Annotated in this window: 17 protein-coding genes; 4 read left to right on the top strand and 13 right to left on the bottom strand. The window is 55.7% G+C overall.

Translation table 11 applies throughout. The annotated features are described in order from the left end of the window. The 5 genes from cysS to AABZ39_20585 form a co-directional block, all read right to left on the bottom strand. Nucleotides 1-981: cysteine--tRNA ligase (gene cysS / locus AABZ39_20565; GenBank protein ID MEK6797180.1), on the bottom strand; the 981-nt coding region annotated here is incomplete at its 3' end. A gap of 61 nt (nucleotides 982-1,042) precedes the next feature. Continuing rightward, nucleotides 1,043-2,704 (bottom strand): GldG family protein, encoded by a 1,662-nt coding sequence (locus tag AABZ39_20570; protein MEK6797181.1) that lies wholly within the window; start codon nucleotides 2,702-2,704, stop codon nucleotides 1,043-1,045. 3 nt (nucleotides 2,705-2,707) lie between these two features. Beyond that, entirely contained in the window at nucleotides 2,708-5,218 is a 2,511-nt protein-coding gene (gyrA, locus tag AABZ39_20575; protein MEK6797182.1) for a DNA gyrase subunit A, read from the bottom strand. Nucleotides 5,219-5,362: 144 nt separating this feature from the next. Continuing rightward, on the bottom strand, nucleotides 5,363-5,668 hold the full coding sequence (locus AABZ39_20580) for a hypothetical protein (GenBank protein MEK6797183.1): 306 nt from the start codon (nucleotides 5,666-5,668) through the stop codon (nucleotides 5,363-5,365). A gap of 8 nt (nucleotides 5,669-5,676) precedes the next feature. Next, nucleotides 5,677-6,360 (bottom strand): LamG domain-containing protein, encoded by a 684-nt coding sequence (locus tag AABZ39_20585; protein ID MEK6797184.1) that lies wholly within the window; start codon nucleotides 6,358-6,360, stop codon nucleotides 5,677-5,679. Between the two features lie 125 nt (nucleotides 6,361-6,485). Here AABZ39_20585 and AABZ39_20590 point away from each other — a divergent pair, with 125 nt between their 5' ends. Both AABZ39_20590 and AABZ39_20595 read left to right on the top strand, forming a co-directional pair. Further along, nucleotides 6,486-6,998 carry an NADH-quinone oxidoreductase subunit I gene (locus tag AABZ39_20590; GenBank protein ID MEK6797185.1) on the top strand — a complete coding sequence of 171 codons (513 nt, stop codon included), beginning with the start codon at nucleotides 6,486-6,488 and terminating at the stop codon, nucleotides 6,996-6,998. A gap of 1 nt (nucleotide 6,999) precedes the next feature. Next, the gene (locus tag AABZ39_20595) at nucleotides 7,000-7,572 is read left to right on the top strand and encodes an NADH-quinone oxidoreductase subunit J (GenBank protein MEK6797186.1); all 573 of its coding nucleotides are present in this window, start codon (nucleotides 7,000-7,002) and stop codon (nucleotides 7,570-7,572) included. A gap of 13 nt (nucleotides 7,573-7,585) precedes the next feature. Here the strand turns inward: AABZ39_20595 and AABZ39_20600 are convergent, their stop codons facing one another. Continuing rightward, nucleotides 7,586-8,473 (bottom strand): TIGR01212 family radical SAM protein, encoded by an 888-nt coding sequence (locus AABZ39_20600; protein MEK6797187.1) that lies wholly within the window; start codon nucleotides 8,471-8,473, stop codon nucleotides 7,586-7,588. A 1-nt stretch (nucleotide 8,474) separates the two neighbouring features. Continuing rightward, on the bottom strand, nucleotides 8,475-10,436 hold the full coding sequence (locus AABZ39_20605; GenBank protein MEK6797188.1) for a tetratricopeptide repeat protein: 1,962 nt from the start codon (nucleotides 10,434-10,436) through the stop codon (nucleotides 8,475-8,477). 184 nt (nucleotides 10,437-10,620) lie between these two features. Between AABZ39_20605 and AABZ39_20610 the strand changes: the two genes are divergently transcribed. Both AABZ39_20610 and AABZ39_20615 read left to right on the top strand, forming a co-directional pair. Further along, complete coding sequence (locus tag AABZ39_20610) at nucleotides 10,621-11,706, top strand: uroporphyrinogen decarboxylase family protein (protein ID MEK6797189.1); 1,086 nt, start codon at nucleotides 10,621-10,623, stop codon at nucleotides 11,704-11,706. A gap of 191 nt (nucleotides 11,707-11,897) precedes the next feature. Beyond that, the gene (locus AABZ39_20615; protein ID MEK6797190.1) at nucleotides 11,898-12,890 is read left to right on the top strand and encodes a LacI family DNA-binding transcriptional regulator; all 993 of its coding nucleotides are present in this window, start codon (nucleotides 11,898-11,900) and stop codon (nucleotides 12,888-12,890) included. Nucleotides 12,891-12,902: 12 nt separating this feature from the next. On the opposite strand, the gene AABZ39_20620 is transcribed toward AABZ39_20615, so the two are convergent. The 6 genes from AABZ39_20620 to AABZ39_20645 form a co-directional block, all read right to left on the bottom strand. Next, entirely contained in the window at nucleotides 12,903-13,961 is a 1,059-nt protein-coding gene (locus AABZ39_20620; protein ID MEK6797191.1) for a tetratricopeptide repeat protein, read from the bottom strand. Continuing rightward, nucleotides 13,958-15,853, bottom strand: coding sequence for a hypothetical protein (locus AABZ39_20625; protein MEK6797192.1), 1,896 nt, complete (start codon nucleotides 15,851-15,853; stop codon nucleotides 13,958-13,960). The genes AABZ39_20620 and AABZ39_20625 overlap by 4 nt, the downstream gene beginning before the upstream one ends. Before the next feature lie 172 nt (nucleotides 15,854-16,025). Next, nucleotides 16,026-16,772, bottom strand: coding sequence for a lysophospholipid acyltransferase family protein (locus AABZ39_20630; protein ID MEK6797193.1), 747 nt, complete (start codon nucleotides 16,770-16,772; stop codon nucleotides 16,026-16,028). Beyond that, nucleotides 16,762-17,679, bottom strand: coding sequence for a phosphatidate cytidylyltransferase (locus AABZ39_20635; protein ID MEK6797194.1), 918 nt, complete (start codon nucleotides 17,677-17,679; stop codon nucleotides 16,762-16,764). Before AABZ39_20635 ends, AABZ39_20630 begins: the two co-directional genes overlap by 11 nt. A gap of 4 nt (nucleotides 17,680-17,683) precedes the next feature. After that, a complete protein-coding gene (locus tag AABZ39_20640) occupies nucleotides 17,684-18,340 on the bottom strand; it encodes a hypothetical protein (protein ID MEK6797195.1) in 657 nt (218 codons plus the stop codon). Nucleotides 18,341-18,356: 16 nt separating this feature from the next. Beyond that, nucleotides 18,357-19,037, bottom strand: a complete 681-nt coding sequence (locus AABZ39_20645; protein ID MEK6797196.1) for a CDP-alcohol phosphatidyltransferase family protein — start codon at nucleotides 19,035-19,037, stop codon at nucleotides 18,357-18,359. Nucleotides 19,038-19,533: the final 496 nt, after the last annotated feature.

Consider the following 19,533-nt stretch of genomic DNA (forward strand, 5'->3'; position numbering starts at 1 on the left):
ATCGTTCATGCGCTCCAGCGCTTTCGCCGACTGCAGAATGCCGTCAAGCGAGAAATTGAGCTGCTTCCGGTAATGCGAGCTTATGAGGAGATAGCGTATCGCGCGCGCGTCGTATCCCTTTGCGATGAGGTCGCGGAGCGTGTAGAAATTCCCTTTGGACTTGGACATCTTCTCGCCGTCGACGATGAGATGCTCGTTGTGGAGCCAGTAGTGCACGAATTTCTTTCCCGTAGCGCATTCGGTCTGCGCTATCTCGTTCTCATGATGCGGGAATTTATTATCGATGCCGCCGGTGTGTATGTCGAAGGTATCGCCGAGATATTTCGTGCTCATCGCCGAGCATTCGATATGCCATCCGGGGCGCCCCTTGCCGAGCGGCGTCTCCCAGAACACATCGCCGTCCGCTTCGGCGTAGCCTTTCCAGAGCGCGAAATCGCTCACGTTCTCTTTCTCGTATTCGTCCGCGGCAACGCGCCCCGACGCGCCGGCCTTGAGCACATCGTGTTCGAGATTGGCGAGCCTTCCGTAGTTCGGGAACGATGACAGGCGGAAGTATATCGATCCGTCGGCGGCATACGTATGCCCGCGTTCGGTGAGACGCTGGATGATGGATATCATCTCCGGTATGTGGTCGGTCGCTGAAGGGTACACCGATGCCGGTTTGATGCGGAGCGCCGCAATGTCCTCGAAGAAGGCTTTCTTGTATTTCTCCGTGAACAATGTGAGCGGGAGTTTCTCCGCCCGCGCGCTGCGTATCGTCTTGTCGTCGATGTCGGTGAGGTTCATGATAAGCGTGACCTTGTATCCCGCGAGGAGAAGCGTGCGGTGGAGGAGATCGCTTACCATATACGCGCGGAAATTGCCGATATGCGCGAAGTTGTACACCGTCGGCCCGCAGGAATACATCTTCACTTCGCCCGGCGTTATCGGTGTGAATTCTTCATCACTACGCGAAAGAGAATTATGCAATTTTATCTTCATTACGCCTTCTTCGCCCTCCCCTTTAAAAAGGGGGAGGGTTGGGTGGGGGTTGTTACCGCTTTCATTTTCTCCGCATGAACCAGACAATGGCTCCCGCAATGGCAAAGAGGAGCGGTATGATTATCTGCACGAACACGATAAGGAAATTCGTCTGCCCCGAGGTGAGCGTAAGCCGTTTTTCTTCTTCCCCTTTGGGGCGAATGGATATCTTGTGCTCCATTTTCAGTAAATAGGATATCGTGTTGAGGAAGAGGTCCTTGTTCCCGGTGAACACATAGCCGTACTGATACTGTCCGGAGAGCGCCTGATTCATGGCAAAATCCGAATCGCCGATGACGGCAATGCGCGTCTCTTTCACATCGTTCGTTGCGGTCGGTGAGCTTGTCGAACCGTTCGTCGATGTGCCGGGCAGCGGATATACGGCCGTTGCACCGACGGTGATCGGCCCGCGTGAGTCTCCTGCGTTGAAACGCGGCGTGTCGCTCGCAAGATCGGTCTCCGCCCAGCTCTCGCCGTCGGGCGTGCGGAGCATTTCCATCACGGCACCGCCTTTGCGAACGGTCGATGCCTTTACGCTCCGCGCGAGGAAAAGGCATACGGGCATGTTGCGTTCCTTGAGCGAGGCCACCGACGGATGCGTGCCGTAGCCGGGGACGATGTAGACGGGGTTGCCGGAGTTGTGCGCGGGGTCAACGACGAAATCGCGCGGGAGGAGGAACCCCCATTCGGCGAGGAGCGCATCGAGATTGCAATTGTTGTTCTGAATACCGAAGGGATCGTAGAGCGCAAGGAGACGTCCGCCGCTTTTCAGGTAACGCGAGAGCATGCCGAGCTCACGTTCATTGAACGCGCGCTTGGGCCCGGCTATTACGATGAGTGCCGCATTCGCCGGGAGTTCAGGTGCCTTCGCCGTTTCGAGCGTGCGCACATCGTAATTTTCGCTCTCGAGGAAATTCCGTATGATGGAATATCCCTGTTCGGACTTATCATCGATTCGGTATTCGTCATGACCTGCGGTGAAATAGATGCCGAGCTTATACGATTCCACGAGGGAGTATATCGCCTGCGTGAGCCGCTCCTCGCCGACGAACGTCGCCTTCGATCCGTCCCCGACGGCAAGGTCGCGGTTGAGCACGCGCGTCTTCCTTCCCCTGTAGACGAATATCATCTCGCCGGCCTCGGTGACCTCGAGCTTGTTCGCCATTATCGGGTCCTGGTTCGGGTCGATGTATTTGAGGCGGATCTTTTTGTTCCGTGCGGCATACTGCTTGAGGAGCTGATCCGCCTTCCACGCCGCCGATGACGGGTCTTCTGCGGGGCTCCTGAACACGATGATTATCATGTCCCCCTTGATGAGTTTGAGCACCTCTTCGGAACGCGCCGAGAGCGTGAAGAGCTTCCCGCGCGTGAGATCGAAGCGCAGGGGAAAATTGCTCGCGACCATGTATGCGGCGACGAGAATGGCGATGATGATGATGAGATACACGCTCGAGCCGACCGCCTTCCTGACGGTGCGCAGCGCGAAAAATCTCACGATAAGCTCGCGGTTGAGGACGATGAATGATGCGATCGCTCCCGCTGAGAGCACGAGTACGACCCAGAACGGCATGGTCGGGTAGCCGGGCACGGCGAAGAGGAACAGGAACCCGAAGAAAAAAACGACGATGCCGGCGACAGCGGCGTAGCGGCTCAGCCGTTTGAGGCGATCGATGGTCGGTGGCATGCGCTATTCCTTGGGCGTTTCGCGTTCCACATCGATGGCGATGTCGGTGACGACCGCGGGCGGGGTGATGTTGACGATGCGTACGCCCTTCGCATTGCGTCCGAGCTCGGGCATATCCTCGATGTGCATCTTGATGACCATATCCTCATCGGTAACGACCATGAGATCGTCCGAAGCTCTGCCCGCTTTCACCGCGGCAACCTTACCGGTGCGGTCATCGAGCTTCATGTATATCTGGCCCTTGCCGCCGCGCCCCTTCACGTTGAAGCGTTTGGAGGAGAGGCGTTTGCCCAGGCCGCGTTCGGTTATCACGATGAGGTCCTCATCCTGCGTGACCGTGGTGAGCGATATGCATTCGTCGCCCGGGAGGAGCCGCATGCCGCGCACGCCGGATGCCGCGCGCCCCATCGTGCGTACCTTGGACTCGTTGGTGCGGAGCGCAAGCCCGTTCATCGTGGTGATGATGAAATCCTCGCCCTGTTGTATCGCGTCGATGGCGACGAGCTCATCGTCGGAGGAGAGATTGATCGCCATGATGCCGCGCTTTTTCGCGTTCTCAAGATGGATAAGTTCCATTTTCTTGAGCACGCCTTTTTTCGTTATCATGAGTATCGATACGCCCGGTTCTATGTCGCGTATCGTGAAGTAGCTCGTGATGTTCTCATTGGGCGCAAGGTTCAGTATGAATTTTATGCTCTTGCCCTGCGCGGTCTTCGCCGTTTCGGGTATCTCGTGCACCTTCATCCAGAATGCTTTCCCCTTGTCGGTGCAGAATATCACCGTGTCCTTCGTGGAGGCGACGAAGAGATGGCGTATGAATTCATCGGATTTGTTCTTGCCCGACTGCACGCCCACGCCGCCGCGGCCCTGCACGCGGTAGGAATCCGCGGGCACGCGCTTGATGAACCCCTGCGTGTTGATGCTGACCGCCATGTTCTCGTCGTGTATGAGGTCGGCGGAGTCTATCTCGGTGGATTCCGTTCGTCCGGCGATCTCGGTGCGTCTGTCATCGCCGAATTTCTCCGCGACCGCGACGAGCTCACGCTTGATGAGATCGAGTATCTTCTTCGGTGAGGCGAGCAGGTCCTTGAAATGGTCGATCATCTTTTTCAGTTCGGCGAGCTCCTGTTCGAGTTTTTCTCGTTCAAGTGCGGTGAGCCGCTTGAGCGGCATGTCGAGTATCGCCTGCGATTGTATCTCGGAGAGCTTGAACTCGGCCATCAACCTGTCGCGCGCGGCCTCCGTCGTTTTGCTCGCTTTGATGACCTTGATGATGTCGTCGATGTTCTCCTGCGCAATGAGAAGCCCTATGACGATATGCGCACGGGCCTCGGCTTCCTTGAGGTCGAATTTGATCCGGCGCGTGACCACATCGACGCGGTGCGAGACGAAGAGCGATATCATCTCCTTGAGCGTAAGCACTTTCGGTTCGCCGTTGTCAAGCGCGAGATTGATGATGCCGAACGTGCTCTCAAGCGGCGTATGCTTGAAGAGCTGATTGAGCACTATCTGTGCGGCGACGTTCTTCTTGAGTTCTATGACGATGCGCATCCCGCGCCTGTCGCTCTCATCGCGAAGGCCCGCGACACCTTCTATCTTGTCGTCCTTCACAAGCTCGGCTATCTTTATGATGAGGTCCGATTTCTTGATCATGTACGGTATCTCAGTGACGACGATGACCTCTTTCCCGTTCTTTCCCTCTTCCATATCGAGTTTGGCACGGACCTTGATGTGACCCCTGCCGGTCATATATGCGGCTTTGATGCCTTCAAGACCGTAGATGATGCCCCCGGTGGGGAAGTCCGGTCCCTTGACATATTTCATGAGCTCGGGGATCTCTATCTTCGGGTTGTCGATATATGCCGAGATGGCGTTCGTGACTTCGTGGAGATTATGCGGCGGTATGTTCGTCGCCATGCCGATGGCTATGCCGGATGAACCGTTGACGAGGAGGTTGGGGAATGCCGCCGGGAGCACTGTCGGCTCTTTGCGGGAATCATCGAAGTTCGAGGCGAGATCGACGGTCTCTTTTTCTATATCGTCAAGGAGCTTTTCCGCAAGGTGCGTCATCCGCGATTCGGTGTACCGCATTGCGGCCGCCGGGTCGCCGTCGATGGAGCCGAAATTGCCCTGACCGTCGACGAGCGGAGCGCGGAGCGAGAAATCCTGCGCCAGGCGTACCATTGTTTCATATACTGCGGCGTCGCCGTGCGGGTGATATTTACCGAGCACTTCACCGACCGTGGTCGCCGACTTCTTGTACGGTTTATCGTGGGTGAGGCCGCTGTCGTACATGGCGTACAGAATGCGGCGATGCACCGGCTTAAGGCCGTCGCGGACGTCGGGGAGCGCCCGGGACACGATGACGCTCATCGCATAGGTAAGGTAGGAATCCTTTATTTCGGCTTCTATGGCTATAGGCTCGACGCTTTTGAGGATATCCGCGGTGGCAGTGGATATCGCCGGGGTTTTATCGTCTTTATCTTTTTTTGATGCGTCGTTCTTTTCGGCCATGACCTTATCTCGATATGGTGTTCTGGGGGACGTATCGTATCCGCGAGCTGCCCACAGAGGCGATGCAGTATATCATGGGAGAGCGGCGGAGTCAAGTAAAAAAGGGCTTTTCGCGGTACAATTCGGACTTTCGCCGCCCAAAAGCTAGTATTTCCTGAACACGCCCCCGTGCGGTTCGCATTTCGGACAGTTGACCTTCGCCCCCAGCACGGATGCGATGGCGGTAAAGGGGTAGAGCAGCAGTCTGAGATCGGCCCTGACGAGCGGTGCGATATATGCCCCTGCGGTGAGAATGAGCCAGTAGCGGTTATGCACAATGCCGAGTATGAGCGATATCACCGCAATGCATACCCATACGATATGCGGAAGGAGATAGATGACCGCTATGCCTTTCTGGGAGAGGCGTTTGGTCCCGCTGCATAAAGGACATGATGCATTTTCAGTGTCCATGCCTGCCGTCAGTACGACGCGTATATCGCTTTGATCTCCTCGGCCGAAAGTGCGCGTGAGAACACCTTAACCTCGTCCACAGCGCCGAGATAGAACGATGCATATTTGCTCGGGCTCGGAGAAGCCACGCCGATGAAAATATCCGGGGGATACTTGCGCGGGGCGCCCTCTGCCATGACCGCTGACTTTACCGATACACCGTTGATGTATATGGTCGTTTGATTCTTTCCCATATCATAAGCACCGGCGATATGATGCCACGTGCCGGAAACGTTCGCAGATGGGGCCGTCGCATAGGCGTTCTTGTTGTCGACGTTCCACATGCTGAAAAAGAACGCCCCGTTCGTCAGGACGCCGAGCGTGTTGTGAAATCCTGGTCTGGACACCGCGGCCATTTCATTGAACTCACGGTCCGTCGGCATGGCCGATGGCTTCACCCAGGCGCACATGGATAAGCTTCCGGGGATATCGATGACAGCGGCGCGCGCATAGCTCATTGCGCCGTTGAATTCGACCGCCATGCCTTTTTTACCGTTCACCCAGACGGCATTCGTCAGTATCGCTTTGCGATTATTGCCCGAGGCGTCGGCGGCGGTAATGCCCGAGCCTTCATCGAATTTCCAGTAGCCGACAAGACCTTCCTCTGCGTTGAGCGCTATGCAGCATGCAAGCGCTATGATCACATGTTTCATACGTATGTCCTCCGCATTCCATGATGGACCGACTATAGCATGTCCGGTAGTTTTTGACAATGCACGCGAACGATCTGCCGCGTGTCGGCTTGACTTCCCGTGCAATCGCACTATAATCCGTCGTCATGGCCGTTAATGTCCACGAAAAATACCGCATCGACAATCCCACCGTCTGGGAGCGCATGTATTTCCCCGCCATCATCAAGGGGATGCTCCTTACCCTCAGGCATTTTTTCGCCCTGAAGAAATCGACGGTGTCCTACCCCGAGAAGCGATTGCCGGTCTCGCCGCGATTCCGCGGACGCCATCGGCTGAAACGCGATGAGAAGAACGCCGTGCGCTGCGTGGCCTGTTTCGCCTGTCAGTATTCCTGTCCCGCGGGCGCCATATCCATCGTCGCCGGGGAGATATCGAATGCGACGAAGGACGGGTATGTGAACGACGAGAAATATCCCGTGCGCTATGAGATAGACCTTCTGCGCTGCGTGTATTGCGGTTTCTGTCAGGAGGCCTGCCCGAAAGGCGCCATCTATCTGGAAGAGGGATATGAGCTTGCGAACGAGGATAAAGCATCGTTCTATCTTAAGAAAGAGGACCTGCTCGAGAAGAAGGGCGGTCCGATAAAGTTCGTGCCATAATATGGATGCAGTAAGAGCGATCATCGGTTCGATATCGGTCGACCAGTTCAACCGCATGTTCGTCGACGGTGCGTTCATGTTCTTCGCCGTCATCGTCGCCTCTGCCGCGATAGCCGCGATATTCCTCAAGAACCCCATAACGAGCGCCGCGAGCCTCGTGCTCTCGCTTTTCGCCCTCGCCGTGCTCTACTTCATAGCGGATATGCAGTTCGTCGGCATCGTGCAGATACTCGTGTATGCCGCGGGTATCATCGTGCTGTTCCTGTTCGTGCTCATGTATATCGATCTTGCCGCACAGGGGAATATGCATATCCCCTCGCGCACGAAGCGGTTGTTCGGCGCGCTTATCGCCGTAGTGCTGCTTGCCAACCTGTTCTTCGCGCTCATCTCCATTCTCCACGCCCCTTCCATGGTAGCCGAGACGACCAAACATTTCACGGTAACGGATTTCGCGCGTCTTTTGTTCGTCGAGAACAATGCGTTCACGGTAGCCTTCGAGCTCATCGGGATACATCTGTTCATCGGCATGGTGTTCGTCATCTATTTTACCCAAAAGAAGACGGCTGACCGCTAGCCGCTGACAGCGGCTACGATGCGTTCGTTCCCTGCACAGCGTTCATCTCCTCAAGCCGTTCACGTATCATCGCGATGACCTCATGCTTTCCCGCTTTCCAGCGGGGTGCGATGAGATATTCGCTGTGGCTGTCGCCGACAAGACGTTCGATGACCACCGATGCGGGGAGCATGGTGAGCGCGTGAGCGACGATGTCTGCATACGTACGCTCATCGAGGAGCGGGAACGGTTCGCGCGCATAGAGATCGGCGATTTTTGTACCGCGTACTATTGACAGCTGATGGAATTTCATGCCGTCGACGGGTATCTTCGCGAGCTCGCGTATGCCGGCAAGCATCCCTTCACGCGCTTCCCCCGGCAGCCCGAATATGACATGCGCGCTTACTCGTATCTTCCCGCGCTGAACGCACAGGGCGGCCTCCATGAATTGTTCGAACGTGTGCCCGCGATCGATATGCGCAAGCACGGCATTATCCATCGACTGCATGCCCATTTCCATCCATACGTCGTAACGGGAGGCCAGTTCGGACAGTGCGGAGATCGTTGTGGCATCGAGCGCGTCAGGGCGCGTGCCTATCATGATGCCAGAGAGAGAAGTATCTTCTGCTATCGGCGCGAGAATACGTGCCACATCGATGCCCGGCCCGGTATTCGTCCCGAGCTGGAGATATGCGTAGTTCCGCGCATGGCGGCTGAACTTCTTTCCGCGCTGCCATTGTTCTTCCACAGAAAGGGCGGGTGATGTGTACGACGGGGCGAATGCGGCGAGCGAACAGAAGCTGCATCCGCCGGTTCGTTTCTGATGCGCGCAGCCGAAGCCGATATCGATGGATATCTTGCCGGCGGCGGAACCGAACCGGTCCCGCGTGTAGTCGGCGAATGAGAAGTACTGGCGCGTCACGCTATCGCTTGCCCTCGAGCTTCTTCACTTTCTCGCGCACCGCTTTTTCGTTGAATTCGATGCTTTTTTCCTCTACCGCGAGCGCCTTCCTGAACGACTCGAGCGCGTTCGCCGTATCGCCCATCGCGAGATATACGTCGCCGAGATGGCCGTAGACGACGGATAGTCCTTCGCCGGAAAAGCCCCCGAGGGCGCGCGTGAGTTCCGTCTTTGCTTCATCAAAGCGTTTTTCCTTGAAGTATCCCCAGCCGAGGCTGTCGTAGAAGTGCGGGCTTTGTCTTATCGAAAGCGCTTTCTTCACGAGCGTGAGCCCTTTTGCGATATTGATGTCCTGATCGATATAGGTATACCCGAGGGCGTTGAGCGAATTCGGGTCATCGGGGTCGAGATCGAGCGCGCGTGAGAGCGCATCAACGGCCTCTTTCGAACGCCCGATCATGAGCTCTATCGTCCCGATGGTGTAGTATGCCGATTTCTTCCCTTTGTCATCCTCGCCGGCGAAGAGGCTTCGCGCCTTTTCGATCATTCGGCGTGCGGAGGGTGCATCGCCGGTCATGCCGTACACGACGCCCTTCTGCAGATACGCGAACGTGGAGTCGGGGAACAGTTTGATGATGCGGTCATATCCTGCCTGTGCATCGGGGAAACTGCGCTGGCGAAGAAGAAAATCGGATACATCCCAGAGCGCGGCGAGCTTATGCGTGATATCCGCCTTGATGTACCGCGCCGCCGCATCCCGCGCATGCTCGGTGTCGTTCGTCCGCAGATACGCCATGGCGATATCGTACCAGAGATAGGCGTACTTCTTTTCGGCAACGAGAGAGGTGAGGTGCCGTAACGCCATGCCGTACACATTATTGCGGTAATAATATACGGCGAGATCGAGCTCGGTCTTGCGCGCACGCTCGGGGGGGCCGAGCTTCCTGTCGATATGAAAGAGCATCTGCATCGTTTCGAGCGGGGGCGAACCTGCCGCGTCACGGATGAGGAGCTCTCGAGCATTGCTCATATCCCCCTTTTCTATCATGAACGCGGCGAGCACGAATGACGGTGGTGTTGCCTTTGCCGCACGTACCGCCGCTGCATATGATGCCACCGGTTTCCCTGCGAGCGATGCAAGGAAGACCGTTTCATGCGTGTAGAGGGCATTGGACGCCTCACGCTCAAGCGGTGCTATCACTTCGAGCGCATCGGCGAATCGTTCGGTTATCTGACAGCTTTTATAGAGCGGTATGGCGAACATGAGCCCTTCGACATCGTTCGCTACCGCGGCATAGCGCGGTCCGATGAGCGCGGCGCATTGCTCATAATTGCCCGCGTAGAATTCCACGACGCCGAGATAGAGCTCGGCATACGCCCGGTATTGACCCGTTGGCGGAAGCGCGAGGAGTTTCTCGAACGATATGCGTGCGGATTGATAATCGCTCTTGCGATAATCGATATAGCCGGTGTAAAAGAGCGCCTCGGTATTGTCGGGGTCGGACGCGAGGATGCGCTTGTAATAGCCTTTCGCCTCATCGCCATTGTTGAAGGCGGAAAGCGCTATCGATCCGAGCTCAGCGAGCGATTCAGCGTGGTTCGTATCGAGATTGTTCACGATATAGAGGAACGATCGATATGCCGCTTCGATATCGCCGAGAAGTTTCTGCGTCTGTGCGAGCGAAAGGACGATAGTGACCGTGCGCTGCTGCTCGAACAGCCGGTCGAAGATATCGCGTGCACGCATGAGGTCATTGCGCGATTCACGCTCTATCCGTTCTGCTTCGTCCGGGAGTGCCCGGGATTTCTCAAGCCGCGAACGCGCCTTGGAGAGAAGATTGCTCGCTTCCTGAAAGGCAAGCTGTCTATCCGCAACGGTGCGGTACTGCGTCGATACGCAGCCGGGCGTGAGGATAAGTTCAATGGATATCGCCGCGATAAGTACGGCGGAAGAGAAAGCTGTCCTGCGTAATGTTCGCGTCATGGTACGGTCTCAATAGCAGGGGAGGGCATAGCCGCATTGTACGGCCAGCGGCGGATTTGTCAAGCAGAGCCTGTCATTTGCAGTGAAATTCGATAAAAACGATGGATCACAAAATTGTTCAATTGCTGCTTGACTTTTGCCAAATATTTATTAAATTTTTAGCAATTCTCATCAGGAGTCGGGCATGAAAAAACGGGACATCATGTTCTCTATAATCCGCGACAAGAAGGCGCCGGAGCGCATGGGGGTGTACGAGCATTTCTGGCCGTTCCTTCTTCAGGACCATTGGCAGAAACAGGGCTTGCCCGAGGGTACGGATACCGTCGCGCATTTCGATTATGACCTCCGGAACATAGGCGGATGGTTCAATACGCAGGGGAAGGTGATGGCTGACGAGATCATCCATGAGGATGATGAGACCAAGGTCGTGCGCAACGGCTGGGGTGCCGAACTGCGCTACTGGAAAAAGAAGAGCGGAACACCGGAGCATATCGGCTTTTCACTGTCGACATCCGCGCTGTGGAAGGAGAAATACCGCGATAATTTCTCAGCGATAGACACGCGGCGTTTCGGCGACCTTGCGGCGATGAAGGCGAACTATGCGAAGCACAGGAACGATGATGTATTCACCGTATTCAGCAATCTCTTCATCTTCGAGATGATGCGCGCCTCGATGGGCGATGTGGTCATGTCGGAATCCGCCGCGCTTGAGCCCGCGTGGATACACGATTACTGCTCGGTAATGACCGATTTCATGATCGAGCATTACGACTATCTCTTCCGGGAAGTGGGCAAGCCCGACGGTATGTTCATCTATGAGGACCTCGGGTATACCAAGGACGCGTTCTTCTCACCGGCCATGCATCGCGAACTGATACTGCCGTATCATAAGAAATTCTTCGGTTTCCTCAAGGACCACAAACTCCCGGTCATCATGCATACCTGCGGTAACATCGTTAAGCATATCCCGGCGATAATAGAATCGGGCGTCGACTGCCTGCAGCCGATGGAAGCAAAGACCGGCATGAACGTTGTCGAGCTCGGTCAGACGTACGCAGGTAAGCTTTCCTTCATGGGCAATATCAACATCATGGCGCTTGAGACGAACGACCGCGCGGCCATCGACGCGGAGATACTGCCGAAGCTCGCCGGTGTACGCAAGCTTCGCATTCCCTATGTGTTCCATTCCGACCACTCCATCTCCTACGATGTGAAGCTGTCCACGTACGAATACGCGCTTGATCTTTTCCGTAAAAACTGTACGTATTGACTGACGCGGCATAACGATATTCATTGAGGAAGAAAAGATCGTAATCATTCACCGCAGGAGGCGGGTTAGTATAGATGATGAGTTTCTGTGCCGCGTAGCGCCAAGCGCCAGCGCACAGGAGGTGCGCGGAAGCGGTTTAATGGCGAAAAAAATGGCTGCGTTATAACATTCAAAATGGAAGTAAACTTTTCATGTACACCAAGAAAGTCACCATCGGACATATCGCGAAGAAGGCGAAGGTATCATCGGCGACGGTCTCGCTCATACTGAGCGGCAGGCAGGACGTGCGCATCGCGGAAGGCACGCGCGAAACGGTGCTCGCCGCGGCGCGGTCGCTCGGGTATGTGGCGCGTAAAAGCGTGCGCACCGGGCGAACGGTGTTCTCTGTCCATGGGTCGATACACGGCAGCAATATCGGCACCTCGTTCTTTTCCGGTGTATCCGCGGAAATGCGGGGCCTCTTCGAAGCGCGGGGCATGACGTTCATCGAGCTTTCGTTCGCGGGTGAGAATTTCAACGCGCGATTATCGTCCATGCTCGCGTCCGATCCCGCTGCGGTGATAAGCATGAACTCCGCGTTCAGCGCCTTCGTCCGTGAGACGGAACCATCGCTCCCCGTCTTCAGTCTCCAGGGCGGTATCGATCCTCTGGGCACGATAAATTACATCGTCGATGACCGTATGGTCGGCGAACATGCCGCACGGCATCTTATCGACCGCGGGTACCGCAATGCCGCCGTCATCTTTCCCCCGGAAATGGCGTCGCGCTGTTCGAGCGAACGATACCTCGGGTTCACTGAGGAATTCACGAGCGGGGGAGGAACGTCCGTGCTCTACACCGTCGAGGGCATCTATTCGCTTGAGACTATCGGCGCCCTGATGGGAACGGTGCCGCTTACGCACGATGCATACTATTTTTTCAGCGATGCCGGGGCGCTTGCCGGCATGCGGGTGCTTCTCTCGCGCGGGGTGCGCATCCCGCATGATGCAGGCATCATCGGTACCGACAATCTGTTCTGGAGCAGATACTTCTATCCCTCGCTGTCGACGATGGACCTGCATGAGCGCATGTTCGCGGAACGGATAACCGATGATGTCCAGGCATTGACGAGCGGCCGAATGTTCTCACCGCTCACGGTTCGTATACCGGTAACGCTTATCGCACGGGAATCGACTGGCAGGTGAATCGCGGCGTTGCTATTTCGAGAGCGACGTTTCCCCGCCCATGTATTCAAGCTCTTTTTTCGCCATATCCTTCCACTTCTCTGCGCGGGGCGAGTAGACGCTTGCCGGGTATTCGCGGAGGAATTTATCCATCGCATTATAGCAGGCGGCATAATTCTTGAGCCAGTAGTAGCAGAGACCTATTTTGAGGAGCGCCTCCGCATCCCGACTGGACATCGAATTCTCCAGGGTATGGGCGTACATGGTGAGCGCCTTCTCATAGTTCTCAAGTTCGTAGAACGCCTCACCGGCGAAGTAGAGCGCGTTCTCGGCATCGGCGGTGTTCGGGAAGTATTTCTGTATGCGCCCGAAGTAGTGTATCGCCGTCTCGAAATTCTTTCGGCGGTAATTGACGATGGCCTGATGCGACGCCTGCGTGAGATACGTGCGCAGCACTTCCTTGGTGAGCGAGCTCCCCGGATTGTAGGTGAGGAATTCCTCATACACTGAAAGCGCCTTGGGGATATCGTTCATCTCATGATACGCGCGCGCTTTGCCGAGTATCGAGAGCTCGGTGCTCGAGCGCATGAAATGATGCAGCGCCACCTCGTATTGCTTGAGGAAGAGCTGCTGATAGCCGAACTGCGTGGTAAGCGCGCTTTCGAGGTCGGACCCCGACGGGAAACGCCTGAGCATAAGCTCTATCTGCCCGATGATGTAGTAATCATACTGGTTCGCCAGCCGGCATATGTCCGCATATTCAATGACCGCGCGTGCGGTGTCCTCGTCCGAATAATGATCGCTTATGACCTCCGCGAGCTTTTTCTTCGCGTTCTCCGTTTCATCGAGCTTCTTGAGCGAAAGGGCGATGCGGAATTTCGCGTCATTGCTTTTTTTGTTGCGGAAGTTGAGCGAGAGATATTCATTGAACGATCCGATGGCCTCGCGGTAATGGCCTATCTCATATTCGCGTACGCCGCGATAATACGGGCGTTCCTGCGTAAAGCCGCCGTAATTGACGGCGAGGTAGCCGACAGCGCCGAGCACACCTACGGTGATGACGGTCACCAGGATAGCGATGTAGACTTTCATAGCTTCTTCTCCTTGGGCTGCGCATACGGCCGCTGCATGGCCGTTATCGTTTTATCTATCCAGAAATCGACTTCTTCGGGCGAGCGCTGGCGTACGCTCTGGAACACGTCGAGTGCGGTACGGTATTGCCTGAGCTCAAGATGGGAACGTCCGAGGAAGAGCTTCGCGATATACCACGATCGGTCTCCGGGCATGGAATCATCCGACGCAAGGAACGCGGCAAGCGCATCGGCGGCTTCGGCGAAACGGCCGGGGTAGTACCGCGTGTTCAATATCGCCCGTACCGTATCGTCGGGGGTGCCGAGCTTCTCATACGTTCCCTTCACTGTCCCGTCCGGGCGTGCCTCATTCGTCTGTACGAATACGTTCGTCATGGCGACCGTATTCGTCACGGCGATGACATTGGTCACGGTCTCGGTCACGACGTTCGTCACCGGTATATCGACATAGTTCGTCACCGCGAACAGATTGGTCATGGCGTTGAGATTGGTTATCGTCGCGACGACCGTATTGGTGATGATGTTCGTAATGACCACGCTAACGGGGCCGCGTACGGCATTGGTATCGACGAGCACGGGGGTGACCGGCTTTGTCGTATAGTTCACGTCCGGAAAGAACGGGTGCGAGAGATAGGGCGATCCGTTGGCGACGAGGACCGCGTAATAGTACGGTGTTGCCGATTCCACCGTCATGTCCACGAGCACGTACCGGCGATTATCCGCGAGGTATTCGTATGGATTGATGATCTTGTGCATGAGGTCATTGTTGAGCGCGAATGGCGTTGAGAGCGCGGTCGTCTTGCTCCGGTACACGATGAACGAGAACGCATTGCTTACGTTCTGCGGAAGTTCCCATGATATGCGAATGCCGATGCCGGGTGCCATTTCCGCACGGATATTGGTCACCGTGTATACGCGCGGATCGGTCTTTTCCGGCTTCGTCATGACAACGACGTTCGACTTCGGGGTCAGCGGCGGTATGTCGATGTCGAAAAGATCGTCCTTTTTAGCGTTCGTCTTCTGCGTAACGACGACGGACACCGTTGCGCGCGGCTTTACTTCCGCCGAGAGCGTGGTGTAGGTGTGGTTCGCGAGGAACTGCTTGACGATGTTCCCGTTCATGTTGAGCATGATGGCATAGTAATAGGCGCGTGCAAGATCGATGTGCCGGTCGACGAACACCGATTCATGGTATTCCAATTCGTCGATGGAGGTCGCCTTCGCGAGCGCCCCCTCGTTCGCTATCGGGGCATCCGAACGGTAGATGGTGTAATTGCCGGCGGCGGCGAGCGGTTCCCACATGACGATGATGGAACGCGTATTGGGTTCATAGAACGATTTGATGTTCCTTACGAATCCGTTGTCTTCAGGCCCGGCGGCGGTGACCTTTACGCCCATGGATGTATACGATTGATCGATGACGAGCACGCGCTGTTCGACGCCCTTGAGGGAAGCGGTCACTGCGTAGTAGTATGTCCCCGGCGGCGGCGCATCGACATAGCTCCCGATATTGTCGCCGACCGTGCCGACGAGACGCGCGGTTTCGAACGCGGTGATGGTGCTTATCGCGGTGGTGCTCCGGTATATCTTATACGTTACGCCGCTTGTCGGGACATCGACCCAAGTTACGACCGCTTTGGCGCCGCTCTTGTCCCGTTCCGCGGCGACGAGCGTGACATACGAGCCCGATGTCACGACGCTCTTCGTATCGGGGGTTTTCATCTCCTGCGCGGCAAGGTTCGTTTCGCGCACGATGTTCGTCACCGACGGTTTTTTCTTCCGCGTGATTATCTTCTTCGTGTCCGCATCGTCCGAGTCTTCAAGCCATGCAGCGGAGACGATGAGGCAGGTGAGGAAGCCTGCACATACGATAAGAAGTGACCGTGCTCGCATGATAGTCCTTGCCCGTGATGGGAAGAGGCCCCGGACACAATACGCCCGTGAAGACCTTAACATAATTTTCGGTATTATTCAAAGAAATATTGAGCGGTTTTACCATACAGAGAACCTCGAAAAACCCGGTTTTTGAGGGCATCCGCCTCAGAAAGACAGCACGACGGCATGATCATACAGTGGCAACGGATGCTTCCTTTGCTCGCTTTTCCATCTCGAGGAGCGTCGCATGCAGACATCCGGCGATCTCACGCCAATGGTCGGCCGTGTTCGGCCCCGTATCGAAGCGCATCATCTCGCCGATGAACACGCGAACCTTTTTCGGCGACGGGAGCATGCGGTCTCTGGGGAAGCCTTCGTACGCACCTTGTATATAGATGGGAAGTACCGGTGCGCGCAGCGTGCACACGAGCATTCCGATACCGGGCTTAAATGGCTTGACAGCTCCGTCCGCGGTACGCGTCCCTTCCGGGAACATGATGATATTCATACCCTGCTGCATTTCATCCGCGCAGAACCGGAACGAGGCCGAATCAACCCTTCCGCGATCGATGGGGATGCTGTTGGCGAGCAGAAAACTCGCCATGCGTCGGAACGCGGAGGTGAAAAAGTAGTCCTTCGCGGCAAGGCTTCGCACGCTGTTGCGCCGGGAAAGCGGGAAGGCGGATACGAGCACGGGCGCATCGAGATGACTTGCGTGGTTCGCGATGATAATAGCCCCCCTGACGCCGTGTGCGCGTGCGCGCCCATGATACTCTATCCGATGATAGACGGAGAGGTAGACCCGAATGACGATGTTCAGGAAGAACCGCACAGCATTTGAAATGAAAGTATTCCGGACGAGATCGAAATCGTTCGGCGGCGACTCGAACTCCCAGTATTCCGTCGGCGGTGTTCCGACACCAAGATCATGTTCCATAGTAAAAGAACCTCAGGAAATGAAAGAACGCCGGGGCGACAAGGATGAGACTGTCGAAACGGTCGAGCAGTCCGCCATGACCGGGGATGAAGCTCCCGGTGTCCTTGATGCTCAGATCACGTTTTATGAATGAAATGACAAGATCACCGAGCATGCCGAGCACGGAAACGAGTGCCGCGAGCAGCAGCATGATCGGTACCTCGACGTACGGTACGAGCAGCCGCAGAAATAATGCAAGTACTATCACCGATATGAGAGCGCCCAGCGCGCCTTCAATCGTTTTATTGGGGCTGATCAACGGGATGAGCTTGTGCTTGCCGAGTATCTTGCCCCACACATAGGCGAACGCATCATTCGACTCCACGAGTACGATAAGTATGAAGATATATTCAATGCCGTGCGGAAGATTACGGATATAGGCGACATGCGACAGGAACCATCCGAAGTAGATGATGCCGAGTATGCCGAGGCAGGTCTGCTGTATCATATGGGTGAATCGCCCGCGGATTATCGGCAGTACGATAATGAACGAGGCGGCGAATACGGGGAACGCCTGATAAAATCCGTAATCGAAAAGAAAAATGGGAATAAAGATCACCGTGATCGCGATGGAGGCTGCGATCATGAGCGGACGGTCCTTCCATAATCCCGTCGCCCGGGCATATTCATTGAAACAGAAAAGCGAAAGCATGAGCATGACGGCCTGGAATGCATGCCTGCCGAGGACGAGCGGTATCAAGAGCGGAGGGATTATCACGAACCAGGCAAAGAACCGGGTCCACAGCGTTTTGATTTCCTGTCTGCGCACGAGGAGCACGATCGTCAGGATGCCGGTCAGTACTCCGAACCCCGTCATAATACCTGCGGCGAGTATGAGTACCGTTGCTCCGATGGGACTGATGGTCATGCGATCATTCTCCCGGTGCAATACGATCGTATCGCACCGGCTCCAATGTGCCGCCGCCAGAAGCATACCCGACATCGATGAATGACGTTCTTTTTCCGTCGCGGTTCGTCACGGCCGTGCGCATGTTGATGCGATCATCGCCGATGATGCAGTACCATCGCCCGTCACTGTGTTCGCCGGCGATGAGCGGCATGAGGCTCTCACGCGGCGGCAGTACCGCACAGTCAGCTATCGATGCGCCGACAGAGAACACGATCATCGTTTCTCCTCCGCTGTTGCTCCGGATTACAGCGATATAATCGGACGATCCGATGTGTACATGTTGTGGCGTCGAAAATTCATCGATGACCGCAGGAGCCAGCATCCACTCATGAAGAATGTTCCATAGTTCGTTCCTATGCCCGAAAAAGGTTATCCTGACTTCCGGATTGGCGGGTGTGCGGACGTATGAAACCGCGCAGAGCAGATAGCGTCCGTTGATACGAAAGGGTATCGTCGATCGTACGAAATTATCGTTTTCCGCTCCGGGATTGCGTTCGTTGATCTTGAGATTGTGGTATACTTTGAGAAAATCCCGATACGGCATATCATGGACTCGAACGGTGCACCCGCCGATGATGAAGAAGAGAGCGAACAATGTCATCCGGAAAGACACTGTCATCTGCTTTTTCCGTCGATCACTTTCGCGACCGTTGATATGCGATTATCAGACGAAGCCGCCGAACGATAGTGATCGATCCGCCGATAATGATGATGCCAAGCCCAATGGCGACGATTCCCCAGCCAGCCCCGCCCCAGAAGGGCTGCCACTGCCGCGGAACAACCGCCATAAGCGCACCTGCTGTGATAAGAATGACCATGCGCTGCGGTTTTGCCATGGGGCCGATAAAGAGATTGTATACACCCGCCGCATTACCGACAGCGCGGATATATGCAGTGAGTATTGCGACCCCGGCGGCGATGTATCCAAGTGCCGGCCACCCTCCGACCGCATACCCCGCGCCGATGATGATCGCAATGTCGGAAACGCGATCCGTAAGTTCGTTGTAGAGTTCGCCGTACGGTGAAGCCCGCTTTGACAAAACGGCCACCATCCCGTCCATCATGTTGGCGAGGAGGCGGATCAGTATGCATGCGGCAGCCGCTGACCACAAGAGGCGGTGAATATGTTCATTATGCGAAAATTGAGTTGCCGCGAAGAGAATCCCCGAGACGATCCCGAATATCATACCGGTAATGGAGATGGCGTTCGGGGAAATGCGCCGTGCGGCAAGAAAAGCGGCCATTCGTTTCCATATCCTGCGTTCACGGCTCGCAATAGGGCGTCTGTCTTTCGGTTTATAGGGGCGTATCGCCATTCGCAGTCCCTCCTCTTGAACAATCCGCTCGTCAGTACTATACCACCCATTCTTGGTATCGTCAATGCCAGTAAGGAGACTGTCGCGAAAATAGAGAACAGCGGGTTGCAACCCGCTGTTCTCATCGATTCTGATGGAATTTTGATGCTCATTGTCCGCCGTTATCCCGCGCAAAGAAAAACACAGCCACGAAAAACACGAAAAGACACGAAAAAATCCTATACGGATACAAGCAACAGTAAAATCAGTGCAAGCAAGTATAGAACGGCATCAAGCAATGACAGAGTGGCATCAAGCAGAAACATATCGGCAGAAAGCAGATATAGAACGCCGTCAAGCAGTCGCAGAACAGCCTCAAGCAGGAATAGAACGGCATGGCGTTGGTTATGCCCGCAGCCAAGGATAACGGGACAGCATCCCCCGATGCCATAGGGAAAACGCCCAATGCCGTTACGGTAACGTTCTTGCCTTTATGCTTTGTGAGCTCTGTGACCTC

It is taken from the genome of Spirochaetota bacterium, from assembly GCA_038043445.1.
Classification (GTDB): Bacteria; Spirochaetota; Brachyspiria; order Brachyspirales; family JACRPF01; genus JBBTBY01.